The sequence below is a fragment of the Paenibacillus sp. J31P13 genome, from assembly GCF_056269295.1.
Genome location: NZ_JBWDNR010000001.1, coordinates 214,736 through 239,348 on the forward strand (window position 1 = coordinate 214,736; position 24,613 = coordinate 239,348).

Annotated in this window: 24 protein-coding genes; 16 read left to right on the plus strand and 8 right to left on the minus strand. The window is 43.8% G+C overall.

Annotation, left to right across the window (positions count from 1 at the left end; translation table 11 throughout):
* Positions 1-194 precede the first annotated feature (194 nt).
* Both AC0YOD_RS00770 and AC0YOD_RS00775 read left to right on the plus strand, forming a co-directional pair.
* Complete coding sequence (locus AC0YOD_RS00770; RefSeq protein WP_475797347.1) at positions 195-1,088, plus strand: hypothetical protein; 894 nt, start codon at positions 195-197, stop codon at positions 1,086-1,088.
* A 135-nt stretch (positions 1,089-1,223) separates the two neighbouring features.
* A complete protein-coding gene (locus tag AC0YOD_RS00775; protein WP_475797348.1) occupies positions 1,224-2,102 on the plus strand; it encodes a DMT family transporter in 879 nt (292 codons plus the stop codon).
* A 101-nt stretch (positions 2,103-2,203) separates the two neighbouring features.
* Here the strand turns inward: AC0YOD_RS00775 and AC0YOD_RS00780 are convergent, their stop codons facing one another.
* Positions 2,204-2,668 (minus strand): c2 calcium-dependent domain-containing protein 4C-like protein, encoded by a 465-nt coding sequence (locus AC0YOD_RS00780; RefSeq protein WP_475797349.1) that lies wholly within the window; start codon positions 2,666-2,668, stop codon positions 2,204-2,206.
* Between the two features lie 750 nt (positions 2,669-3,418).
* On the opposite strand from AC0YOD_RS00780, the gene AC0YOD_RS00785 reads away from it, so the two are divergent.
* The 3 genes from AC0YOD_RS00785 (at position 3,419) to AC0YOD_RS00795 (ending at position 8,962) form a co-directional block, all read left to right on the plus strand.
* Positions 3,419-5,326 carry a putative thiazole-containing bacteriocin maturation protein gene (locus tag AC0YOD_RS00785; protein WP_475797350.1) on the plus strand — a complete coding sequence of 636 codons (1,908 nt, stop codon included), beginning with the start codon at positions 3,419-3,421 and terminating at the stop codon, positions 5,324-5,326.
* Complete coding sequence (locus AC0YOD_RS00790; protein WP_475797351.1) at positions 5,323-7,266, plus strand: TOMM precursor leader peptide-binding protein; 1,944 nt, start codon at positions 5,323-5,325, stop codon at positions 7,264-7,266. Before AC0YOD_RS00785 ends, AC0YOD_RS00790 begins: the two co-directional genes overlap by 4 nt.
* A 61-nt stretch (positions 7,267-7,327) precedes the next feature.
* On the plus strand, positions 7,328-8,962 hold the full coding sequence (locus tag AC0YOD_RS00795) for a SagB family peptide dehydrogenase (protein ID WP_475797352.1): 1,635 nt from the start codon (positions 7,328-7,330) through the stop codon (positions 8,960-8,962).
* A 73-nt stretch (positions 8,963-9,035) separates the two neighbouring features.
* Here the strand turns inward: AC0YOD_RS00795 and AC0YOD_RS00800 are convergent, their stop codons facing one another.
* Positions 9,036-9,593 (minus strand): hypothetical protein, encoded by a 558-nt coding sequence (locus AC0YOD_RS00800; protein ID WP_475797353.1) that lies wholly within the window; start codon positions 9,591-9,593, stop codon positions 9,036-9,038.
* A gap of 127 nt (positions 9,594-9,720) precedes the next feature.
* Between AC0YOD_RS00800 and AC0YOD_RS00805 the strand changes: the two genes are divergently transcribed.
* Positions 9,721-10,278, plus strand: coding sequence for an STM3941 family protein (locus AC0YOD_RS00805; RefSeq protein ID WP_475797354.1), 558 nt, complete (start codon positions 9,721-9,723; stop codon positions 10,276-10,278).
* 90 nt (positions 10,279-10,368) lie between these two features.
* Here the strand turns inward: AC0YOD_RS00805 and AC0YOD_RS00810 are convergent, their stop codons facing one another.
* The gene (locus AC0YOD_RS00810; RefSeq protein ID WP_475797355.1) at positions 10,369-10,815 is read right to left on the minus strand and encodes a tellurite resistance TerB family protein; all 447 of its coding nucleotides are present in this window, start codon (positions 10,813-10,815) and stop codon (positions 10,369-10,371) included.
* A gap of 192 nt (positions 10,816-11,007) precedes the next feature.
* Between AC0YOD_RS00810 and AC0YOD_RS00815 the strand changes: the two genes are divergently transcribed.
* Complete coding sequence (locus tag AC0YOD_RS00815) at positions 11,008-11,277, plus strand: hypothetical protein (RefSeq protein ID WP_475797356.1); 270 nt, start codon at positions 11,008-11,010, stop codon at positions 11,275-11,277.
* Positions 11,278-11,409: 132 nt separating this feature from the next.
* On the opposite strand, the gene AC0YOD_RS00820 is transcribed toward AC0YOD_RS00815, so the two are convergent.
* The 3 genes from AC0YOD_RS00820 to AC0YOD_RS00830 are packed head-to-tail and all read right to left on the minus strand — an operon-like array spanning position 11,410 to position 14,769.
* Positions 11,410-12,489, minus strand: coding sequence for a mannose-1-phosphate guanylyltransferase (locus AC0YOD_RS00820; protein WP_475797357.1), 1,080 nt, complete (start codon positions 12,487-12,489; stop codon positions 11,410-11,412).
* Positions 12,482-13,588, minus strand: a complete 1,107-nt coding sequence (locus tag AC0YOD_RS00825; protein ID WP_475797358.1) for a glycosyltransferase — start codon at positions 13,586-13,588, stop codon at positions 12,482-12,484. Before AC0YOD_RS00825 ends, AC0YOD_RS00820 begins: the two co-directional genes overlap by 8 nt.
* The gene (locus tag AC0YOD_RS00830; protein WP_475797359.1) at positions 13,588-14,769 is read right to left on the minus strand and encodes a glycosyltransferase family 4 protein; all 1,182 of its coding nucleotides are present in this window, start codon (positions 14,767-14,769) and stop codon (positions 13,588-13,590) included. The genes AC0YOD_RS00825 and AC0YOD_RS00830 overlap by 1 nt, the downstream gene beginning before the upstream one ends.
* 199 nt (positions 14,770-14,968) lie before the next feature.
* Between AC0YOD_RS00830 and AC0YOD_RS00835 the strand changes: the two genes are divergently transcribed.
* The 5 genes from AC0YOD_RS00835 to bshB2 all read left to right on the plus strand — a co-directional run bounded on the left by AC0YOD_RS00835 (position 14,969) and on the right by bshB2 (position 18,037).
* On the plus strand, positions 14,969-15,268 hold the full coding sequence (locus tag AC0YOD_RS00835) for a helix-turn-helix domain-containing protein (RefSeq protein ID WP_475797360.1): 300 nt from the start codon (positions 14,969-14,971) through the stop codon (positions 15,266-15,268).
* On the plus strand, positions 15,234-16,178 hold the full coding sequence (locus AC0YOD_RS00840) for a DUF1861 family protein (protein WP_475797361.1): 945 nt from the start codon (positions 15,234-15,236) through the stop codon (positions 16,176-16,178). Before AC0YOD_RS00835 ends, AC0YOD_RS00840 begins: the two co-directional genes overlap by 35 nt.
* A gap of 87 nt (positions 16,179-16,265) precedes the next feature.
* Positions 16,266-16,829: a 50S ribosomal protein L25 gene (locus tag AC0YOD_RS00845; RefSeq protein ID WP_475797362.1), complete on the plus strand. Its 564-nt coding sequence runs from the start codon at positions 16,266-16,268 to the stop codon at positions 16,827-16,829.
* 184 nt (positions 16,830-17,013) lie between these two features.
* A complete protein-coding gene (locus AC0YOD_RS00850) occupies positions 17,014-17,358 on the plus strand; it encodes a YojF family protein (protein WP_475797363.1) in 345 nt (114 codons plus the stop codon).
* A gap of 22 nt (positions 17,359-17,380) precedes the next feature.
* Positions 17,381-18,037, plus strand: coding sequence for a bacillithiol biosynthesis deacetylase BshB2 (bshB2, locus tag AC0YOD_RS00855; protein ID WP_475797364.1), 657 nt, complete (start codon positions 17,381-17,383; stop codon positions 18,035-18,037).
* Between the two features lie 80 nt (positions 18,038-18,117).
* On the opposite strand, the gene AC0YOD_RS00860 is transcribed toward bshB2, so the two are convergent.
* Entirely contained in the window at positions 18,118-19,023 is a 906-nt protein-coding gene (locus tag AC0YOD_RS00860; protein ID WP_475797365.1) for an AraC family transcriptional regulator, read from the minus strand.
* A gap of 196 nt (positions 19,024-19,219) precedes the next feature.
* Between AC0YOD_RS00860 and AC0YOD_RS00865 the strand changes: the two genes are divergently transcribed.
* Positions 19,220-20,071: a sugar phosphate isomerase/epimerase family protein gene (locus AC0YOD_RS00865; protein WP_475797366.1), complete on the plus strand. Its 852-nt coding sequence runs from the start codon at positions 19,220-19,222 to the stop codon at positions 20,069-20,071.
* 24 nt (positions 20,072-20,095) lie between these two features.
* Positions 20,096-21,106 carry a Gfo/Idh/MocA family protein gene (locus AC0YOD_RS00870; protein ID WP_475797367.1) on the plus strand — a complete coding sequence of 337 codons (1,011 nt, stop codon included), beginning with the start codon at positions 20,096-20,098 and terminating at the stop codon, positions 21,104-21,106.
* 54 nt (positions 21,107-21,160) lie between these two features.
* Here the strand turns inward: AC0YOD_RS00870 and AC0YOD_RS00875 are convergent, their stop codons facing one another.
* Positions 21,161-22,003, minus strand: coding sequence for a helix-turn-helix transcriptional regulator (locus AC0YOD_RS00875; protein WP_475798327.1), 843 nt, complete (start codon positions 22,001-22,003; stop codon positions 21,161-21,163).
* 129 nt (positions 22,004-22,132) lie between these two features.
* Here AC0YOD_RS00875 and fabF point away from each other — a divergent pair, with 129 nt between their 5' ends.
* Both fabF and AC0YOD_RS00885 read left to right on the plus strand, forming a co-directional pair.
* A complete protein-coding gene (fabF, locus tag AC0YOD_RS00880; protein ID WP_475798328.1) occupies positions 22,133-23,371 on the plus strand; it encodes a beta-ketoacyl-ACP synthase II in 1,239 nt (412 codons plus the stop codon).
* Positions 23,372-23,453: 82 nt separating this feature from the next.
* Positions 23,454-24,566 carry an AI-2E family transporter gene (locus AC0YOD_RS00885; protein WP_475797368.1) on the plus strand — a complete coding sequence of 371 codons (1,113 nt, stop codon included), beginning with the start codon at positions 23,454-23,456 and terminating at the stop codon, positions 24,564-24,566.
* The last annotated feature ends 47 nt before the right edge of the window (positions 24,567-24,613 follow it).

Genomic DNA, 24,613 nt, shown 5'->3' on the forward strand with positions numbered 1-24,613 from the left:
AATGAATTTATGACTACAGTACATTGCGATTTTGATTAAAAGGAAATATTTTGGCATCTACTTTATGACTGATTATTGCTAATGTGAAAGAGGAGAGAGGTTCGGCTGCATTGATTTATCGTGAATATATCGCATAGTTGGCCTGATTTAGCTTCAAATGTGCGAATGGTTATACAGAAAGGTGATGATCTAAAATGGTGAAAAAAATGTGTTTATTTTGTGATGATGTTGTACCGATCGAAGCAATTGATGATTTTGAAAAATTTATAGGATGCTCCTGTTCGCCTGAGGGCTTTTATAGCATGTTAAAAGAGAGCTATGATCCCATTAACTCGTTCTCTTATTCGCAGAAACGAAAGCTTTTTCCGATTGTGTCGGCTTATATCCGAGAGCTGACGGATTGCGAGGAAGAGGTTCAATTATCGCTTGAAGAGATGGATGCGATTGAGCACTCACCAAGAATACCAGTATCCATTGATGAGAAGGGATTGCGTTTGCTGCAATACTTACACAGACATTCCGATGCGCCAGGCGAATCTGTTCTTATCTATCCACTTGCTAATCATTATAATTTGACGTACTCGCCAAACTTGCAAGAGTTTGTTTATATTATCGAGAAGCTGCGAGAAGAACAGTTTATTATTAGGGAAGGCATGAACTTTATCCTTACGGAGAAAGGAAGAAGTGAGGCTGTCGCTAGAGCATGGGGAAGAAAACTGAAGTCCTGCTTCGTATTAGTATCAGATAACGAATCCTTACGTGCGGAATGGTCTGAAAAAGTGCTCCCTAAAATTCAACAGTGCGGCTATCTTCCGCGATTATTTCATTACTCAGGGGGAGAGCATAACGAGAATCATGCGATAGAGCTGATATCTGAAAGCAAGCTTATTATTGCGGATATATCGGATCTCTCACCGGAGGTTTATTTTGCAGCAGGCTATGCGCTTAGTAAGAACATTCCTATTGTATGGACAGTGAGAAGAAATGACTTGGAGAAGCTGAATATCCAGACATATCCGATTCGACCTATCGTATGGGATACGACAGAGGAATTGGCAGATGTGCTGCAGCAAAAACTGAGCTTGTAAGAAGATAGATTCAGATATGCACCCGAACCTGAAACATGAAGGATCAGGTTTGGGTTGATAACTTTAATGAAGGGGCGTATGATAAATGACTGACATTCAATAGTTAGCAACAAGAACAACAAGGAGTCTTCCATGATGGGGACACTATCGAAAAAACAATCTTTTCTGCTTATTTTATTTTTAGTGACGGTTTGGGGCATAAATTGGCCGCTATCGAAAATTGCATTAGCGTACATGCCGCCTGTCCTTTTTTCTGGTGTTAGAACGTTGCTGGGCGGGCTTCTTCTGCTTGCAATCGCGATCCCACGCTACCAGAAGCTACATATTAGAAAAACATGGTCCATTTATTGCATATCCGCTGTCGTAAATGTGATCTTATATTATGGTTTGCAAACCATTGGGCTTAATTATTTGCCTGCTGGACTGTTCTCAGCAATTGTTTTTCTCCAACCTGTGTTAGTTGGTATATTCTCTTGGCTGTGGCTGGGAGAAAGCATGAACAGGCTGAAAATTACGGGACTCGTATTAGGATTCGCAGGCGTCGGCGTTATTTGCAGCGGTGCTGGCGGGTTGTCAGGCCATATTTCGGTTGCTGGCGTGTTGTTAGCGCTGGGCTCGGCACTAAGTTGGGCTTTAGGTACAATTTTTGTCAAGAAAAATGGACCTTCTGTAGATCCGATTTGGCTTGTGACCCTTCAATTGATTATAGGCGGAATGTTCATGTCTATTGTAGGTACTAGCATAGAGAGCTGGTCCGAGGTAGTGTGGAGCCCAATATTTATATTCAGTCTCTTATTCATCTCCATTTTTGTTATTGCTATAGGCTGGTTAGTGTTCTATAAGCTGATCGATTCTGGCGAGGCTAGTAAGGTAGCTTCTTATACGTTTCTTATTCCATTAATCGCCATTCTGACAGGAACCCTTTTCTTAAACGAACCGTTTACCATTTCTCTTCTAATCGGACTAGTTTTCATCCTGCTCAGTATTTATTTTGTAAATCGCAAATCGAAATAGCGCATGTCGAATATGGAAGTGGAATGAAAATCAGGTTGTCGAGAACTCTCGACAACCTGATTTCATTTGTTCCAGCTTGCTTGGTTTCACATGTACTCCAATTAGCAGTTGCCTTGAGAACCGCCAGTAGGGCTAGCTTGTGCCCCACCAGTACGATTGCCTCGCGGTCCACCAGTACGGTTACCTTGCGCTCCGCCAATACGATTGCCTCGGGAGCCACCAGTACGGTTACCTTGCGCTCCGCCAGTACGATTGCCTCGGGAGCCACCAGTACGGTTACCTTGCGCCCCGCCAGTACGATTGCCTCGGGAGCCACCAGTACGGTTACCTTGCGCCCCGCCAGTACGGTTGCCTCGAGAGCCACCAGTACGGTTACCCTGTGCCCCGCCAGTACGATTGCCTCGTGATCCTCCAGGAGGATTACCTTGTGCCCCTGCTGTGCGATTACCTTGGGACCCACCCGTGCGGTTGCCGCGCGAGCCTCCCGTGCGATTACCTTGTAAACCGCCTGAGCGGTTGCCTTGTGAACCTGCTATGCGATTTCCTCTTGAACGTGGTCCTGGCATGAAATCTCCTCCTCTTTTTGAATCTATATACTCTATGTTTAGAATCTATCATCTGTGATAGACGCTAGCTTATTCTGCTAGAAAATAGACTTCCTTCATATTACGAGAGTAATGGCGTCGCTCCATCGAGCGGTTGCTTTATTTTGTCGATATGCAGGGGAATTTCGAAGGTCAATGCTTCGAATAGGAACACTAGCGGAGAAATTTTCATAAATATATAGGGTGAATGGTCATTGGCATCTCAAACAATTTTGCCAGTTGGATAATTGACTTCAAAAATTCTTTCTTGCCGGTGGTTAAGTAACGAATAGACAACGGAGGTTATAAGGATGACTGATTTTAAAAACGAACTTCAGAATTTGAATATTGACGCATTCCAAGCAAGCGGAATGACACCAAACGGTGGCCAACAAGGCCCGAATGTACCTACTGATCCACGTCTTTGTATAGGCTTTTGTATTGGTTTCTGTATCGGTTTTTGCGGAGGCTGTGCAGGCTGTGGTAACTGTGGAGGAGGCTGTGCCCGCTGTGCCCGCTGTGGAGGTTGTGCGCGCTGCGCAGGCTGCGCCCGCTGCCGCTAAGGAAATGAAGAAAATATTTACCTTCTGAATCAAGAGGTGCCCTTGCTGATATTTCGGCAAAGGCACCTCTCTTTAAGTTCTAGCATGTAGGACAAATAGCCTTACATAACATAAAAGAGGATAAAAGAGCATCAAATGAATGAAAATTGAAGGTAAGGAGGAATAGAATTTGAATCCTTCTATGCGTCTTAAAGTGAAAGGGGATATGTTTTTTCTCCCTGAACCGGACGGAGGCGTCTATTTTCGAAATAATGTCGGTTCATTCCGAATGCAAGGCAACACGATTAGTCAATGGATTGAAAAATTGATTCCTATGTTCAATGGTGAGCATACGATGGAGCAATTAACGGATGGATTGCCTGTACCCTACAAGGAAAGGGTTTATGAAATTGCAGAAGTGCTATATGCCAACGGTTATGTCCGTGATATAAGCGGGGATCATCCGCATCAATTAGAGGATGGGATTTTGAGACGATACGTGAACCAAATTGAATTTTTGGATAGCTTTGGCGGTTCAGGCGCATATCGTTTTCAGCTTTATCGAGAAAAGAAAGTGCTTGCCGTCGGCTCAGGAACTTTTTTAGTATCTCTTATTAAGTCACTATTGGAATCCGGAGTGCCTAAATTTCAGTTCATTGTCATGGATGGTGAAGAGACTAATCGAGAGAGGATTGCAAAACTTGTTCAGCATGCCCGCAAAACAGACCTCTCGGTTGAACTGCAGGAGATTAGTATGCCTGTATATGATGAGAGTGCATGGCGTGCCGTTATTCAGCCCTTCGATTCCATCCTTTATGTTTCGCAGGAATGCGGCGGCATGGAGTGGAGAATGATTCACAAGCTTGGTAAGGAAGAGAATAAAATCCTTATTCCGGCCATGTTCATCGAGCAGACCGGTGTGGGGGGTCCTCTTGTCCATCCCGCTTTGGATGTCTGCTGGGAATCAGCAAGGAGACGATTGCATTTAGCTGCGATTTCTAGGGACGCTGAGCTGCATGCAAGATCTTCTACATCAGAGGCGCTCCTTGCGAATGTAATCGTCTTCGAGTGGCTCAAAACGGCTGCTGAAGCGACGGTATCAGAGCTGGAAAATAGAGTGTATTTGCTTAATTTAGAGACATTGGAGGGAGGCTGGTATTTCATTCTTCCTCATCCGCTCGTAAACGGCTCTCTGTCGATCGATCAGGTAGAGGATTGGGAAGGTTTATTTGAAAGAGCTCCAAATCAAGAATCTACTGATGAATTAATTCCTTATTTTAACGGTTTAACCGCTAGGGAAACAGGTATATTCCATTTGTGGGAAGAGGGAGATTTGAAGCAACTTCCGCTTGCTCAGTGCCGTATCCAAGTCGTCGATCCGTTATCGGAAGGTCCAGCGGAGCTGCTGCCAGAAATCATTTGCAATGGCTTAAATCATATAGAAGCACGGAGGGAAGCGGGCTTAATCGGATTAGAGGCTTATGTATCACGATTATCTGGTCTATCGGATTCATTGGCTTATATAGGAGTTGGAACAGGAGAGACGATCGCGGAAGGGATTTGCCGTGGACTGCAGAAATGCCTGAATGATGAGCTGCGCATAGCGTTCGCCGCTGGTGAGCCAGTAGTCAATCATGTGAGGCTCAGTAAGGTTGAAGATGAGTCATGCAGTTTTTATTTAACCGCGCTAACAGCTATGCAAGGAGCTCCAATGATCGGAATAGGTGAGGAAGTAGATGGTTTTCCTACGGTATGGGTAGGTATGAATGACAAATGGTATGGCAGTGTCGGTATGAATGTAACGATGGCACTGCGCAGCGCCCTTCAGCAAGCATTATTGCATGCTCAGAATAAAGTCAATCTTCTTAAGCAACAGTCGGTGTTCTCAACAGTCCGAATAAAAGAAGAGGCAAGCAGGGACATGTCGATCACCTCATGTCGAAATCGGGATCATAGAGAGATTCTGCGATCTGCTAAGCAAATATTGCATGAGAACCATAAGCGGCTTCTCGTCTACGATCTGACTTCTGAACCGTTCTTAAGACAAGAACTGGCAGGAGTGTTTGGCGTGTCGCTGCGAGAGGAGGTGTTGGAGTGAGTGCCAGCGTAGCGGTAATTGGTAATGGTTTGCTTTCTGAATTTGTTTGTGAGGAATTATCTACCCGCTATCAGCTTCATCGTCAAAAGGACTTTTCTACTGAAGTGCCTGGGAACGCTGCTTTAGCGCTAGTATTAAATGATGCATGGGAACCTGCATATCATGAAATGGCAGAAGAGACTTTTCAGAAATCCAGAACGCCTTGGCTGCGAGGTTTTGTGTTTTTTGGAGAGGGCATAGTTGGTCCGTTGGTTCGTCCAGGTGAGCAAGGCTGCTCACAGTGTGCGGATATGAGGCGATTATTAGCAGGTAACGATCGCCAAGAAATGTGGGAGCTGCAAACAAGACAGTCTGGGCAAAGCTTAGTGAAGAGTGATGTGTGGGCTTCGCGTTCAGGACTTTTTCAGGTCGCTCAGCTTGTTGCTGCAGAAGCTGGAAGGATCATGCAAGGCAGAAGAGCGCATACGGAAGAGCAGCTACTTTTGGTTGATTTACGAACGCTAAAAAGCTCAGCTCATTTCTTTCTGCCAGATCCGCAATGTCCCATTTGCAGTCATGTGCCTGAAGACACTGCTGAAGCAGCGCAGATTTCGTTACAACCAAGCCCAAAGATTAATAGCAATAGCTATCGCTGTCGTTCAATGGACGAACTGAAGGGCATTCTTAACCATGATTATATGGACCCCCAAACCGGTTTTTTGAATGGTAAAATGATTGATCTGATGTCCCCTTTTGCTGATTCGAGTATCAATCTTCCGTTCTTCAATGGGGATGAGGCTTGTGCGGGCCGAACGAATTCCTATGCAGACAGTGAAATGACGGCTATTTTGGAAGGGCTGGAGCGTTATTGCGGCATGTCGCCTCGCGGTAAAAGAACGGTTGTATACGACAGCTTTCACAATTTGAAGGATGCAGCGCTAAATCCCATGAACGTAGGCGTTCATGAAAAACACCAGTACGAGAGGCCTGACTTTCCATTTAAACCCTTTGATCCTGAGGAGCCCATTAATTGGGTATGGGGCTATTCCTTTTTACAACAGCGTTCGATTCTTGTCCCTGAGCGACTCGCCTACTACAGCTCAGGCTGTGGACATGGCTTTGTCTATGAAACTTCCAACGGCTGTGCTTTAGGAGGCAGTTTGGAGGAAAGTATTTTTTACGGTATTTTGGAAGCGGTAGAACGAGACTCCTTCTTAATGACCTGGTACGCACAGCTGCCAATTCCGCGTCTTGATCCTTATTCGGCTGGCGACCTAGAATTGACTTTAATGGTGGATCGTTTAAAAGAGGTGCTTGGCTACGAGGTGTATTTGTTTAATTCCACGATGGAGCATGGCATTCCAAGCATCTGGGCGTTAGCGAAAAATAAAACAAACAAAGGGGTAAATCTGATCTGTGCAGCTGGAGCTCATCCAGACCCCGTTAGAGCGGTGAAAAGTGCCATTCATGAGGTGGCAGGTATGCTGCTTCCTTTAAATGGCAAGCTTGAAGAGAATCGCGAGCAGTATGAAGCGATGCTCCGTGATCCTTATTTGGTAAAGGATATGGATGATCACGCTATGCTGTATAGTTTGCCGCAGGCGGAAGAGAGATTTCATTTTTTGCTGAGCGATAATCGTCCTCTGCAAACGTTTGAAGAGGCGTTCAAGCCAAAGGCTAAGCATGCGGATTTGACCGAGGATCTAAAAGATTTTCTAGACGTTTTCCGCGGAAGGAATCTAGACGTTATTGTGGTGGATCAGACAACGCCTGAAACGCTGCGCAACGGACTATACTGTGTTAAAGTATTGATTCCAGGCCTGCTGCCGATGACGTTCGGACAGCATCTTATTCGTTTATCTGGGCTGGAGCGGGCGTTAACGGTGCCGATGGAACTTGGTTATGTGAAGGAGCCGCTTACTCCAGAACAACTAAATCCATATCCGCATCCTTTTCCTTGAGAAAGGAATATGGATTGTTTATGGTGGTCTTGCTACTGCAAAACCTTGAGGAGGAAAAAGGATGAGCTTGAAGGCCTTTTTGCATCAGCTGCAATTTGATCCTGATAAGGTGAAGCCCTTAGACTGGCATGCAGATTGGGATGATGCGCCTCTTCCGTATAAGCTTTACCGACGGTTACCGACGTTCCCGCTCTGTGCGGAGGTTCCGCTTACGCTTACTGGAGAGGAATTTGTGGGAACTTCGGATTCCCACGCCGATCCTAACTCTGACTTCCACTCGAGCAGCGGGACTCAACCGACCCTTCGTGATATTGGTCATTTTCTTTGGTATGTGTACGGACTTACAACACTAAGCCAAACTATTGGAACTCCCGATTCAATGGAGGAGGAAGCTTTTCCTTTACAGATGTACAGACGCTTCCTTCCTTCCGGGGGAGGACTGTATCCAAATGAATTATATATGTATTTGAAATTGGAGAACTTACCTACAGGTGTCTACCATTATGATGCAGCCCACCATCGGCTGGTGTTGCTTCGGGAGGGGAATTTCGATACCTATTTGAGCGAAGCGCTTGGAAATCGTTGTGAAGTGCCTGCTTGTTTTGGCGTAGCATTTGTTTCAACCATGTTCTGGAAAAATTTTTTTAAATACAATCAGTTCTCATATCGGCTGCAAGGATTGGATGCGGGTGTTCTAATTGGTCAGCTGTTGGAAGTAGCGAAGCGTTTTCGTTTTGAGGCAAGCGTATATTTTCAGTATCTCGACTTGGCGGTCAATCATTTATTAGGGTTATCCCAGCAGGAAGAGAGTGTGTATGCGGTTATTCCGCTGAGCATTTCGTCTTCTGCCAATTGGTTCACCTATGGGAAAAGTGAAGTAGGGAGGAACACTTCTGCTGCTTTGGTGAGAGAACTGCCGTCGGTTCAGCATGAGCACTTTGTTCGATCGAGGAAGGTACTGGATTATCCTTTGCTGGAGAGGATGAACGAGGCATCTCTGCTGGAGAAAGCTTCTTTATTTCGAGTAATGGAAAGCGCGGATGATAACATACCTAAGTATGATCGACAAGCTTTGCCTAGCGTGGAGAGACTATCCCATGATTTGGCGTCGGCATGCAGAAATCGATATTCGCCAGAAGCGGATTATGTTCTAAGCGAGCTTAGTTTGGTGCAGCTGGCCGCTTTACTGCATAGCGCGACAGCATCCTTCCTGTATCGAAATGATTTGGACGGAGAGAGAATGAATGCGCAGCCTCGTGTTTCCCTATTCGGATGCTTTTACGGGTTGAGAGATATTGGGAATGGCGCTTACCGCTACGATGGCAGTACTCATTCATTAGTGAAAATTAGAGCAGGTGATCACAGAGCATGGCTTCAACGCGGTATGTCACTGGATAATGTTAATTTATCGCAGGTGCCTCTCTGCATGCATGTGGCTGGCGACAGAAGCTATTATTATGCACAGCTCGGTTATCGAGGCTATCGCATTCAACAAATGGAAGCGGGGATGTTGGTACAGCGTCTATTGCTGGAAGCTGCTTCTATGGGTCTAGGTGGGCGACCGCTTCTTGGTTTTGATGTGAATTTGAGTGACGACATTTATAGGATGGCTTCGCAAGAAAAAACAAGCCTGATACAAATTCCGATTGGTGCCTATCGCAGACGTTCGCGGTTAGAGGGAAGTTTGGGAGGCTAATCGCTTAGCAGCAAAGAGACCAAATGGAAGCAATCCATTTGGTCTCTTTTTATGCCAAAGCATGGAATTCATTCTACCAGATCGGAGCATAGCCGTCCCAAGGACGTTTTGCAGGGTAGGCAGGAGGGCCTTGATTGGCAGTTGGTTGTGTCCATTCATGAGGGTAGTCAGCTGTGGGTTGATCCCATCCAGTTGGAGCATAGGGATGGTAAGGCTGAGCTGGGTGATCCCAGTGGGCATGGTGATCCCAATGACCATGATGATCCCATGGATGATACATGTGAGGATGGAAATCATGCATGGCATGATAGTCATACATCGGATGGTAGTCATGCATAGGATGGAAGTCGTGCATCCCATCGTGCATTCCATCGTGCATTCCATCGTGCATACCGTAGAAGTCATGCATGGCATGGAAATGGTGCATGGCATAGAAATCATGCATAGGATAAGCTTCATGGAAGCAAATGCAATGAGGTTTGTGTGATGCAGGCTGTTCAGGCATTGGACTTTTATTCATGCTTGCGTTCGTATTGATAGTAGGTTGATTCGGCTCCATTGGCTTTGACGGAAAGAAATTATTCATATTCATATTTTCTTGTTTGGGATTGAAAGGTTGATTCGGTATCATGTTGTTCCTCCTCTTTATCATACTTTACAATATGCTGGGATCAGAAAAAGGGCACATAACCATATAAATTGGGCACTATTCAAGGGACAACTTATGTTATATTTTTATTCAGAGGGGAAGTGTGAGGATGAATGACATGGAGACAAAGGAATTTGTAATTGTATTGTATCCGAGTAAAAAGAAGCTATTAGGGCTTGTTCTGTTGGCTGCTGTTTTTGTTATGTTTGGAGGCGTATTTATTTCGGTTGGTTTATCAACAGCGATAAACTCCATTTTCTTACTTATTTTAGGCTTCATATGTGTGGCTTTTTTCGGTTTTTCTCTTGTTTATATGCTAGGACGGTTAATTAATAAAAAACCATCTATAATAGTAACCGATGAGGGCGTTGTGGACGATTCTTCTTTCAATAGCGGCGGAAGCTTGAAGTGGACGGAGATTGAGGATATTCTCTTATTTGAATATATGGGGAAAAAATTTATCGGATTGAAGCTGCATAATATGGAGCAGTATATGGCGAGGCAAAGCGTTTTGAAGAGGCTTTTGATGAACGTGAATAATAGAATGGTTCATGCACCCATCAATATCGCTGGATCTACACTGACGATTCCGCTCATGGATTTATTCAATATGATGGAGGAGAGTTGGAGTCGGGCTCTGAAATCTAGCAATGAAGGAGAGAAATGAGTTGCAAAAAAAATGCAACAGATAAGCTAATTTAGAACGCATTAGGCTCTAAAAAATGCTCTCTGTTGCATCAATGACAACGATAACCTATTACAGGCTGAATTCGCTAGGGTTTAATCCAAGTGTATTGCAGATTTCGCTGACAGCTGCTTTTTCTTTCGCATCGAAATCGCCGTCTGCTGCGCCAATTGCACTACATACGCCTACAATAACACGGCCGATTTCTGGTTTGCTGCGAAATTTAGCGATTGTTTTTAGTGCTTCTTGTTTGCCGATCATAGCGTCAAATTCGTAGTTTCCTACATAATGATTGAAACGGTTGATAACATCCGTAACATCAAATACTTTAAGCTCTTCGCTCCGGCTTATGTATCCAACCATTTTTTGCTTCTCGGAAGCATCAACTGAACCGTCAGCACCTGCAACAATGGCGCAACCGGCAACGACTGCATCCATGAAGTCTTTGTTCTTGAATTTTTTGACTTGATCGGTTAGTCCTTGTTTACTGTTCTGCAACCAAGTTTTGAATGTACTCATTCTTATAACCCTCCTGAATTGGATATGATCTTTTCTTACCTCTATTGTAGATGTAATAGGCCTTCCAATGCAAATTTTGTAGATTGATGTCCCAATACTGCATATGCTCATGCATGGTACTAAGAAAACATAGTACTATGTGGATAGATCTTCCTATTGTATAGTGGTGGAAGGAGCTAGGAAGGTGAGTATATGGTGAAAATTAAAGTGAACAAGAAGCATGAGCTGCAGCGAAAAGCGGAGATTCTAAAGCATTATGAGGCTTATAGTTATCAAGTAGCTTATTATTTACTTGAAGATGAATCGCTGGCCATGCAGGCGGCTACTGGTGCCTTATCTCAATTACTTAGAGATGATGCATTCTTTACTGACGATCCATATGATCAGAAGCAAAAAACAAAACAAGCTAGCATGAAGCAATCCCTGTTAACCAAAGCGTCGATTCTGCGAGCGGCTTATTAAGGGGACTAATAGGTTTCGAATATATAAAAAAGAGAAAAAAGGCTTTAGTGGCCATAGAGAAAAACAACGAAAAATGCCGGAAAAGCATTCACGTTGTTTTTTTGTTTGTTCGCAGATAGAGGTGCCAAATGATTAAATATATTCTATCATTTCTTTCTCTTTCAATAATTCGACAATTTCTTTGACCGATTGTGCTTTATCCTTCGGACAGATTAATAACGCATCACCTGTATCTGCGATGATGAAGCTATCTACACCAATCGTTGTTATGAGTCTTCCATTTCCATATATGATCGAATTGCAAGTATCTATACCAATATGATTTGCTTTGATAATGTTGCCCTTCTCATCTGGAGGGAATATCGCACCAAGCGTATCCCAGCTGCCGATATCATTCCAACCAAACTGACCAGAAAGTACAACCACATCATCGGAGCGCTCCAAAATGCCATAATCTATTGAAATGTTTTGAAGCGTCGGATAGATGTCCTTCAACAGCTCGGCTTCCTCTTCCATGCCTAGAGCGGGAATGATCGGAAGCATCATCTTATAAAGACGCGGCAAGTAACGCTTGAAATTATTAATAATGACGGAGGTTTTCCAAATGAATATTCCGCTGTTCCATAAATAATTGCCTGATTCTAAATAACTTTGCGCTCTTAGAAAATTTGGCTTTTCTACAAACTCGGCTACTTCATACACGGATACTGGTACGGAAGAAAAAGGCTCTTTATCAAAGGCGATATAACCATAACCAGTAGAAGGGAAGGTCGGTTTTATGCCGATCGTAACAATCTTATCCGTTTTCATCGCAACTGTGCAGGCTTCATCCAGAGTAAGTCTGAACTGCTCCTCATCCGTAATATAATGATCGGAAGGCAAAACGACCATCAATGAGTCTCCATGGAATTTTTCGATAAACAACGCTGCAAAGAGGATGCTGGCGGCTGTGTTTCTTGCTACAGGCTCTATCAATATATTTTGTTTCGATACACTGCTGTGCATAATACTCTCCAGCAATACGGCCTGCGAGCGATTCGTCACAATGACTGTGTTCTCTTGAGGAATGATGCCCTTGAATCGTTCAATCGTGTCATTCAACATAATATCGTTTCCACTAATATTTAGAAGCTGCTTCGGCGTTTCTTGTCTAGACAGCGGCCAAAAGCGGGTACCGCCACCGCCGGCAAGGATAGTCGCAAACTTATCCATGATGCGTCACCAAATGGGCGATTGAGAAGGATATGATGCTCTCTGAGCCTTGATTGAGATTCAGACCCGTTGCGTGAATACCGTCAAAGCAAGCGCCTGATTGGGGGTCTATAAGTGACATTTTCAAAGAATTATTACCTAAGTACCATTCGTAGCACAGGTCAGCGTACTTCGCATACGCGGGGTCTTGCAGATGGAGAGCAGCTTCCTTGCAAGCAAGAATCATTTCACATGCTTCTATCGGCTGTTCGTCGTAGAGAGCGGCGTTTTCCCCTCGCATCAGCCAACCATGACTGCCAATGGGTTTAAAGTACCCTTCTTTGGAGAATGTTTTGGAGATAAGAAAATCTAAGCTTTCTTCAGCTGTTTCCTTAAAGTTAATATGATCTGTACATCGGAATGCTTTGAACATCGCCAGAGGAAGCATCGAGTTTCCATAAGTGAGGCTGTCTTCAAACCAATTCCAACCTTTGCCCTTATTGCTTGTATATTGTTGATGCAGCCGATCTCCCAAATGTGAGATCAGATCAATGATGAATGCTCCTGGGAGCGTGGATTTCTCTTGTGCAGCGCTAGGTGATCGGTGATAAGGAAAGGAGTAGTGGAGGGCATTAGGGGTTTCAATCAGATAGCTTAGACCAACCATGGCATAGGCCCAAGCGCGAGGAGATACGAGTGCTTGGATATGGGATAATGACTGTTCCATTAAATAACGGCAAGTATTTAGTAAATTACTTGGCAGTGTGGAGCACTGGGAGAGAGCGAATCCAAGTGCCCATAATGTACGTCCCTGACAATCCTCAGAACCATTTTCCTCTATAAAGGAACGATTATAATCCATAAAGTTTCTAAAATTCCCATCTTTGTTTTGAGCATGATGGATGAAGGATATATAAGTATGAATAAGGTCTAGTGAGACATCATCCTTGTTCCGATTGTACAATAAAACGGCTGCGATTAATGCCCGGGCGTTGTCATCCGTTGTATAGCCCTTTGAGCGGTCAGGAGTCCCAAACTTAGTATGTTGAAATATTCCCGTATCATCTGTCATTCTACGTAAATAATCGGTTTTAAATTGCAGTTTCGTTTGTACTTCCATTAAATCACACTCCTATTTGTTAACTCAGACATCGCTATTTCATCCTGAAATATGGCGGCATAGGTTTTAGCGACCTCACTCCAAAGCATAGTGCTTCCAAGCTGAAGAGTACGCTGCTCCATCTCTTGAATTAAGGCGGGATTATCCAGCAATAGAAGGATGCATGCTTCCAAAGAAGGGGAGTCGCGGAAGTTTGCGAGCAGACCTCTGCCTTCGGCAAGCATTTCCTCTGCATAACGATAAGGCGTGGAAACGATAACTCTGCCATAACCGACTCCGTATGCGAGAGTTCCGCTAACGGCTTGATCTTTACCTAAATAAGGTGTCATATAAATGTCAGACATGACGAGTGATTGAATAACTTCCTCTTGTGTCAGCAGCTTATCTACGAAGATAACGTTTTGGCTTAATTGGAATTGCTGAACGAGATCCATCAGCTTTTGTCGGTATTCCTCGCCCCTTTCTTGCTTCACTACAGGATGTGTTTTGCCCCAAACGATGTAGAGGGCATCTGGATGCTGTTTCACCACTCCACACATGGCTTCTATGCTGTATTCAATTCCTTTTCCAGGGCTTAAAAACCCAAATGTAGATAAAATTTTACGGTCAGCAAAGCCGTATTGCTCTTTGAGCTTAGATCTTGTTTCCGTTTTGACATAGGGAACGCCATGATGGATGAAAGCAATTTTAGCTGGATCAACATCATATATGGATTGAAGATCCTTAACGGTTGACTGTGCCATCGTGATGACTTTTTGACTTAGTTCTGCTACTCGATTCATGATGTGACGCTGCTTGGGGGAAGGGGTTGTTAATACGGTATGAAAAATAACGATGTATGGCATACTGAGTTTCTCGACAAATGGAATCAAAAATTCTCCGCTTTCTCCACCATAAATGCCAAATTCATGCTGAATAACGAGAAGATCAACGTCTGAGGTGTCAAGGAAGTCGGCTGTTTCTAAATAATCGGACAGCTTATGTTGGTCAATTTCTCTTATCACCTGCTCTTGATACTCGTAAGTTTCATTATTGTTGATGGCAATAACACGAGGTTTGTTGAAGCCTGGGATGTTCTCGAATTGGTCTATTAGGTCTTGTGTAAATGTAGCGATGCCGCATTCTCTCGGCAGACTAGTACCTAGAAAAACGATATTTCGATTGCTGTTTTTATTTATCATTGAAAGAGCCTCCATTGGGGATTTGTCTTTTTTTGAATAAAAAAAGAAAATAAAGTCGTCTTTATTTTCAGGGGAGAGGTTTTATTATTTTCAGAAAATTCCATTAATTTCCTGTCAACAATATAACATGACCATTTTTTCTTGTCAATTTATTGACTCTGCATCCTTCTCCATATATATTGATTTAGGGGGTGTATGTATGTCAGTCATAAGAAGTAAATTAAAAGATGTTATGGAAATGCATGATCCAAAATTATCGATACGCAAGCTTGCAAAAGATATTAATTACCATTTTGATTCCGTAAGACGTATGTATAAAGATGAGATGGTCCAGTATCCGAGAGACTTATTGTTAAAGCTATGTCTATATTTTAATGTTCAGCCGGGACAACTTATTGGTATACAGGATGATGAAGAAAACGACAATATGAATCATGAATCGATCCACCATCAGGAGGACGAATATGACAAGGAAACCGAAGGAAACGGAAACCTGTAAGCAGCTTCTTGAGACTTTTTATGCGAACCCGCGCAAGACTAAGGTGGAGAAGCTAACGTTTGCTGGCGTTGGAAATCGTGATGTATACAACATAACGGCTCCGTTTCAATATGACGGGGAGGAAGTCATATTAGGAAGAGTTGAGGAACGGAACAGCGAGTTCTCTCAAGTCTTCTTTTTTACATGCTGTCAAGGCAAGGAATGGAGTCCTCGTCCACATACGCATACTTATAATTTACAAGATCCTTGTATTGCTTTTATCCAAGGCGAATTGATTATTGGCGGAGTAGAAGTCATTACGGCAGCTGATAATCCAGATAAAATAGTGTCGTGGGTCACGCAATTTTACCGAGGTCACCATATAGATTCTTTATGTCACTTTTCCTCTGGGCCTGGCACAATGAAAGACATCCGGTTAATTGAGCTCATCAACGGCAAAGTAGGTATATTTACAAGGCCGCAAGGAGCTAGAGGTGGAAGAGGGCAAATTGGTTTTACGATTATTAATTCACTGGATGATCTAGAGGAGCAAACCTTTATTGATGCAGAAATGCTGCGAGATCAATTCGTACCTGAGGAATGGGGTGGAGCAAATGAGGCTCATTTATTGAAAAATGGCCATGTGGGTATTCTTGGTCATATCGCTTGCTTTGACCCCTTAGGCAATAAGCATTATTACTCCATGGTCTTTTCCATAAACCCAGATAACTGCGAGAAAACACCGATCAAAATCATTGCGGCTAGAAGTGATTTCCCAATCGGACCTGGAAAACGCCCAGAGCTGGAGGATGTTATTTTTAGCGGCGGTATTATTCGAAAAGACAATGGCCTAGCCGTACTTTCCGTTGGCGTGAGTGATGCGGAAGCCTATCAAATTGAAATTCCTGATCCTTTTTTGGAGTATGAATAACGTTTAGTGTAATTTGACTAGATTCTATGGTCATGTTATAATGATTTTGACAAGAATTTATGGTCAAAAGAGAGCAGGAACAAACAAATGAGTAAATTTATTCAATTGAACAAGCGCACTGGTGAAACAAAGTCCCACATGAATCAAGCAAGAAAACAGGGACGCATCCCCGCTGTGTTGTATGGGATTGGTAAAGATACTTTGTCATTAGAAGTGAATGAAAAAGAAATGCTCGATATTTTGAAAAAAAATCCTCGTGCTATTTTACAAGGTAAAACATCAGAAGAAAATGTCATTCCAGTTGTTGTTCAAAACATTCAAAGAGAAGTTATGTCAGGTAAATTGCTGCATATTGACTTCCATCATGTGAACATGATGGAGAACATGGATAGCAAAGTTACGATCCATTTCTCGGGCGAAGCCATTGGTGTGAAAGCTGGCGGCGTGCTGCAAGTGGAAATGTATGAAGTGGAAGTTCGTTGTATGCCGGGCGTATTGCCGACTTCAATGGACGTAGACATTAGCGGCCTTGCCCTTGGTGATCACCTTCTTGTCTCTGACCTTATCTTTAAGGACGGCATTCAAGTATTGACTGATCCCACAACCGTTATGATCAAAATGGTTCACGCAGATATCGAAGAGACAGCATAATAGCTTTTTAATAAATATAGAGTAGTGGCAACAAAGATGTGAGGACCCCATAGCCTATCTCGTCTAACCTTTGGTTATGCGCGTGAGGCAGTGCGGGTCCTTTTATGATGGAGCGGGGTATGTTAAAGTAGAAGTATAAAGTGTAATAAAATGTTGGGGAAAACATTTATAAATGGAGGAAAACATGCAGCTTATTATTCCAGAACAAATTCAAGATAAAATAAATAGCTTTATTGGCGAAGACCTCTATGTGCATCTGGAGATGACTACTGGAGCATATGCAAGCCATTTGGATAGCTCCAAGCATCCTGCTGCTACGTTTATTTCTAATGCTCAAATACAGTATACACAGGGCTCTATCGCGGGCAATGGGCCATTTCGTGTTGGATTAAAAACATTAACCGGCTGGATCTACTCTGAAGGGCTGACACACTGGGAAGAAACAGAAACCGAGAGACTAATATTGGCAGGACATGACGGGCAGGGAAAGCTGATCGTAGCTTTACAACTAAGCAAACAGCCGTTTTAATGGAAAGAAGAGGTGAAGATCGATGCAACAACCGATTTTAGTCATATTGCCGCATCCTGATGATGAAGCATTTGGAGTAGCAGGCACATTAGCTCAATATATAAATAATGGTGTACAAGTAACCTACGCATGCTTGACTCTAGGCGAAATGGGCAGAAATATGGGAATCCCTCCATTTGCCAATCGAACCTCGTTGCCTCAAATCCGTAAGGCGGAGCTGGAGGAGTCCTGTCGCGCCATTGGCATACAGGATCTCCGCATGCTGGGCTTTCATGATAAAATGATTGAATTTGAAGATCAAACGCATTTGGATGAGGTTATTGCGGGGCTAATAGAGGAGCTTCGTCCTTCTCTCGTTATTACTTTTTATCCGGGCTATAGCGTACATCCTGATCATGATGCATGCGGGGAGGCTGTTATTAGAACGATCGGCAAAATGCCGAAAGAGCTGCGGCCAGTTGTACATTGTATGGCATTCTCCAAAAATACGGTTCAAATGCTAGGCAAGCCTGATATTAAAGTAGATGTAAAGTCTTATTTAGCGCAAAAAATGGACTCAATAAAGGCACATCGTTCACAGTTTCAAGCGGCTGAGCTGCTGGGGAGCAAAGGACTGGACGATAAAGAAATACAAGAGCGATTCGGTACCGAACGTTTTTGGACATATACCTTTCACTAAAAAAAAGCTGCTGCACCTGGTTTTGGACCAGATGCAGCAGCTTTTTTCTGATTTTGTTACGTCTGCGAACATGGACTTCGTTAGAGTATTCTGGAAAATTTGCGATATTCCGATGCTGAAATCCCCTCATGACGCCGGAATATGCGACTGAAATAGTGAATATCGGGATAGCCGACACTCTCACCGATAATTTCTATGGATAACTGTGATTCTCTTAGCAGTCTTCGTGCTTCACGGTGGCGAATCGATTGTACAAATTCGCTTGGCGGCATACCGGCCATTTTTTTGAAGAGCTTTGCTGTATGGTCGATGCTCAAATCAAGCTCCTCTGCGATAATGGCATTCGTCCACGACCTGGCAGGATTAGCTTCGATTCCCTCCATTAGCTTCGTAATCTTGGAATCATGCTGCGACGCATGCGAGATGGAACGCTGCAGCGGGCTTCGCATGAGATGTGCGAGAATGCTGAGCATTAATGCTTTACAAACGAGCTCGTAGCCTAACGGTCTGTTCGTAAACTCATCGACAAGCTGCTCCATCAGTTGAACGCAGACGAGAGAGGGCGTATAGACTGGGTGCATGGACAACGGCGGGAAAGACTCGCAACAAGCCTCTATCGCGAATTTATCCAATTGTATCGCGGACTCATTGACGATCATATCGCTCTCTGTCTGAATATCAACCTCGTCAAAATAATCAAAATGTATCCCAAGAAAACGCGCATCTGGACTAGACACAACTTCATTCTGATGGAAAACGCCAGATGGCAAAAAAATTAATTGGCCCCCATTCAAATGGTAACGCTGACCCCGCATTGTTGTGGCGGCTTCTCCTTGGCACACATAAAGCAGCTCGAAATTATACAAGCGTCTTTCTGTCAAAACAGCCCGGGTCAGCCGTTGAAATTGCGCGTAATGGACGCGGGGCGACCACTCACGAAACGGTGCTTGCCGCTGACGGGGATAGCTCCTATTTAACTGTTCCATTTCATGAACCCCTTATCTTATAGAGTAAATAAAATATAGTAACGGATTTGTCCAAAAAATAGCTTTTAAAGCTAAATAAATAATGCGTTTAATCGTTTATTATATATGTATTATCACATTTATCTTAGAAGCTTACAACATAACGGAATAGTTAAAAAGAAAAAGTGACTTACTCAATTATAAGGAGGCGTTTTGAATGAAAAAAGGGATTAATATTTGGTCTTTTAGTGGAGATAAAAAGATTTCTGAATGTATTACAATCGCAAAGAAGGCAGGCTTTGATGGTATTGAATTGTCATTGAACGAGTCAGGCGAGCTAGGACTTCAAAGCACGGAGAAGGAAGTGCGTGAAATTCAAGCCCAGCTAGCGGATGTGGATCTTGAAATTGCAGGTCTAGCTACTGGCCTATATTGGGATTATCCGATGACTAGTGAAAACCCAGCGCTTCGCGAGAAGGCTGTTGACGTATGCAAAAAGCAGCTTGAGCTTGCTGCACAATTTGGTGTTGATACCATTCTTGTTATTCCAGGCGCTGTAGGCGTGGACTTCATTCCAGGCAGTGAAGTAGTTGACTATGAGCGTGCTTATGAGCGTGCACTTGAGTCTATCAGCAAGCTGGTTCCTTTCGCTGAGAGCGCAGGCGTGTCGATCGGTATCGAAAACGTTTGGAATAAATTTTTGCTGTCACCGCTGGAATTGCGTTCGTTTATTGATGAAATCGGCTCCAGCTATGTCGGTTCTTATTTTGATGTAGGTAATGCGCTGCAAAACGGCTACCCAGAGCAATGGGTTCGTATTCTAGGCAACCGCATTAAAAAAGTTCACTTCAAGGATTACCGTCGTCAAGCTGGCGGCCTGCACGGATTCGTTGATCTTTTAGCTGGAGATGTGAATTACCCTGCTGTTATGGACGCGCTGAATGCAATCGGCTATGACAACTATGTTACAGCGGAAATGATCCCTCCCTATACGCATTATTCCGAGCAAATCATTTACAATACATCAAATGCGATGGATGCCATTCTAGGTCGTACAAATAACAAATAATTCATTAACAAGGGAGGCTTTCTCATGTTGAAAATTGGTCTAATTGGCTTTGGGTTTATGGGTCATATGCACTTCGAAAACTATGTTCGTCTAAAAGCAGAAGGCGCACCAATCGAATTGGTTGCCATTTGTGATTTGAAAATTGAAGAATTGAAAAATGGCGGTGCAGTTGGCAACATTGCAACGGAGCAGGACATCGTTGATATTTCACCATATCGCTTGTACGAAAATGCAATTGAAATGCTGGATAAAGAGCAGCTTGATGTTGTAGACATTTGTCTTCCTACTTATTTACATGCGGAATTGACTTGTGCTGCATTGGAGAGAGGCATGCATGTGATGTGCGAGAAGCCTGTAGCAGGAAGTTCTGCTGAGGCGTGGAAAATGGCTAAGACAGCAGAAAGTACGGGCAAAACGTTGATGATCGGACAATGCTTGCGCTTCTGGCCTGCTTATGAATATTTGAAAGAAGTGGTAGAAGACAATCGCTTTGGCGCCGTTACTGCCGGTTATTTCTTCCGTGGATCTGGTTTGCCAAACGAATGGTTCCTTGATGGCAGCAAGAGCGGCGGCTGCATAACGGACATGCATATCCATGATGCGGATATGATTCACTGGCTGTTCGGCAAGCCGGAACGTGTATCGACGATTGCACGCAAGGTTATTCCAGGCAGCGGCTATGATACGGTTTCCACCAACTATATCTATGAGGACAACAAAGTTCTTAATGCGCAAGCTGACTGGACGCTGCGCGGAGATCACGGCTTCTCGATGACTTATCGGGTTAATTTCGAAGGCGGAAATCTCGTATTTGAGAATAATGTGCTGAAGGTTAATCCAAATGACGCTCCTGGATTTATCGCAGAGCTGTCACCGGATATGGGTTATTATCGTGAAATTAAATACTTTATTGAATCTATTATTGCAGGGAAGCCTGTATCCATCTGTATGCCGGAAAGCGCAGTAGGCACGCTTGAAATTATCGAAGCGGAAATACGTTCAGCTGATCAATTTGGCGCGCTTGTATCTCTCTAATAACGAATACAAAATAGGCTCATATCCCTCATAAAGGGAGATGAGCCTATTTATTTAATCGGTACGGTCCATCAAGCGCCGTAATTTAGCTTCCGTTGAAGATTCTAGGGCAGGCGTGTAGACGCTGCAGCGCAGGTCATTATTGCCTTGAACCTGAAAGGATGTCAGGTTAAACAGCATTTTTCCTACTTTGGCATGTCGGAATTCAAGCAGTACGTCTGGTGCGGTGCTTACCTGACTTTGCTCCCAAAGGGATTGAAACTCAGGATGATCTCTTTTCATTTCATCAATAAACGCTTCGTACCACTCATCTTGCATATATTGGCCGTAGTAGGTACGGAAGATAGCGAGATAACCGCCTACAAAATGCTCCCAATTACCAGCCAGCCGACGAAACTCCTTGCGCTTAAATAAGAGCTGAATAATATTTCGCTGCTCTGCGGGTATTTGCTGAAAATCCATGAAGACATGAGAGGCAGCATGATTCCAACCGACGATCTCGCATCTTCGATCGGAAACGATTGTGGGGCAAAAGCGCAGCTCCTGCAAAATTCGCTGGAGGGATGGCGTAATTTCAGAAGGCTTTTCTTTATGCTGTACCGTGCTGCTGCCTGTTTCCATCGCCAAAGCATATAAATAGTTCCGTTCATCATCATTGAGCTGAAGGGCTGAGGCTACGCAATCCAAGACGGATGTCGATACTTTTATATCTCGGCCTTGCTCCAGCCACGTGTACCAAGTGGGGCTGACGCCGGCAAGCTGAGCGACTTCTTCTCTTCTAAGGCCAGGTGTTCTTCTGCGTGACCCCATAGGGAAACCTACGGATTCAGGCGATATCTTCGCACGCTTAGACTTTAAAAAGGTAGATAATGCTTGTAATCTCGTTTCTCGGTTAATCATTGTACTCATCCTCGGATTATCTTATTGTGGTACTCATTATACTATAATAAACTGCAACTTGTAATAGGATAAAGAGTATGACAAACTACTAACCAACAAGGGAATTTCAGAGGAGGATTTAAAATGATGGAGCGTGTCGTGATTACAGGAATGGGCATAATTTCACCGCTTGGCAATAGTGTGGAGCGTTTTTGGAGCCGGTTAGTACAAGGAGATTCAGGTATATCAATGATTGATACCTTTGATACGTCTAGACATAAAGCAAAGATAGCGGGCATCGTAAGAGATTTTGATTCAGAAGCTATGTTCGGTCGCAAGGAAGCTAGACGGATGGATCGATTTTGTCAATTTGCTCTTGCAGCGGCCGAGCAAGCGATAGAGGATTCAAATTTATCCCTCCAAGATATAGATCGAGAACGAGTGGGGGTTTACGTCGGTTCTGGAATCGGCGGTATCGAGACACTTCTTGGTCAAGCGAAGGTATTACAAGAGCGCGGTCCCGAAAGAGTTAGTCCAACGTTGGTTCCCATGATGATTGCAAATATGGCTGCGGCGATGATCAGCATTAAATATCAGTTACTGGGACCTTCGTTAGCTCCGGTAACGGCTTGCTCCATTGGTAATACAGCGATCGGCGAAGCGTGGCGGTTGATTCGAAGCGGAGGCGCAGATGTTGTCATAGCTGGCGGCTCGGAGGCTGCCATAACAGATATATCGCTAGCTAGCTTTGGAAATGCTACCTCAATCTCCACTCGCAATGATGATCCAGCGGGCGCCAGCCGTCCATTTGACAATAAGCGAGATGGATTTGTAATGGCTGAGGGAGCGGGCATTTTGGTGTTGGAATCACTATCCCATGCGCTGAACCGAGGCGCTCATATTCATGCTGAGGTTGTCGGTTATGGGGCAAGCTCGGATGCTTATCATATGGTAGCTACACATCCAGAAGGGATTGGCGCCTATCAAGCGATGAAGACGGCGCTGCGTGAAGCTAATGTTCAAACTCATGAAGTCGATGTTATTAGTGCGCATGCCACGAGTACGGAAATTGGCGATAAATCGGAAACAGCTGCTATCAAAAAATTATTCGGTGAGCTGGCTTATAATATTCCTATAACCGCAAATAAATCTATGACCGGGCATATGCTGGGTGCTGCAGGCGGAGTCGAGGCGATCGCTTTGGTGAAGAGCTTGCAGGAGGGTATCATTCCTCCAACGATAAATCAGGAGGAGAAGGATGCTGTATGCGATTTAGATTATGTCCCAAATGTGGCGCGGAAGAAGGATATGGAAATAGCTATGTCCAACTCCTTTGGATTTGGCGGACATAATGCCGTTATCATTTTGAAAAAGTTCTCTTTATAGAGAGCTTTTTTTGTTTCTTAGCGCAGCGGAATGGGTATTCTAACCTATACATATAGAAGTGTGATGGAATGGGGTTGAATTCATGATAGATAATAGGAAGTCAGGTCGTATTCGGGCCAATAAGTGGAATGCTTTTACGAGATGGTGCTTTTCGATTATATTGGTGCTGATTATCATTTATTTGGGGTCTCGCGTTGATTTTATTTTTAAACCTATTTTTTCTCTGTTCAGTATGATCATTGTTCCATTAATGCTGTCAGGGTTTTTCTACTATTTATTGCGACCGCTTGTCAACCTAATGGAACGACACAAGGTTAATCGAACATTTGCCGTGCTGCTCATTTATTTGGCATTTGCGCTGCTTATCGTAGGGTTTAGTATCGTTGTATGGCCTTCCCTGCGAACGCAATTATTGAATTTGGTAGAAAATGCGCCGGATTTATTCAATTCCTTAAGCCAGCAGGTAGCTGAATTGGAGCGAAGCGGATTCCTATCGTCCTTCTTGCCTCAGGATGTCAATCCGCTGTCTAAGCTGACAGAGTATTTGAATAAAGGCTTTACGGTTCTTACGGAGTATGTGACCGGATTATTTGCTTTCTTTTCTAATTTCGCGATTGTACTGATTACCTTCCCGATTCTTCTCTTCTACATGCTGAAGGAGGGCGGCAAGTTTGGTAAGCAGCTCGTGAGCTTTATCCCTATACGATTTCGGAGCCATGGCACAGAGGTCATGTCTGATATTGATGCGATGCTTAGCAACTTCATTGTAGGAAGAGTCATTGTGAATGTAGCTCTCGGGGTGCTGATGTATGTAGGTTTTCTGTTCATTGATCTTCCTTATGCCTTGTTGCTGACCGTTGTTGCGGTCATTTTGAATTTCATACCGTTTATCGGTTCCTTTCTCTCGTCTGTTCCGATTGTGATTATTGCCTTTATCGAATCACCTTCTACTGCGATCTGGTCAATTGTCATTATTACAGTCGCGCAGCAAATTCAAGATAATGTTATCGGCCCATATGTGTTCGGCAAGCAGCTTGATATCCATCCGCTTACAACGATCATTCTCGTGCTTGTTGGCGGCGATATAGCAGGTATTCTGGGCATTTTGCTGATCATCCCTGTATATATGATTTTTAAAATCGTGTTTGTAAAAGTTTATGAATTATTTTTCAAAACGGAATGGGAAAATATTTGACGGTTGTTCTGGCAGGAATAGGATCTAATAGGGTGCGCTTTTCACCT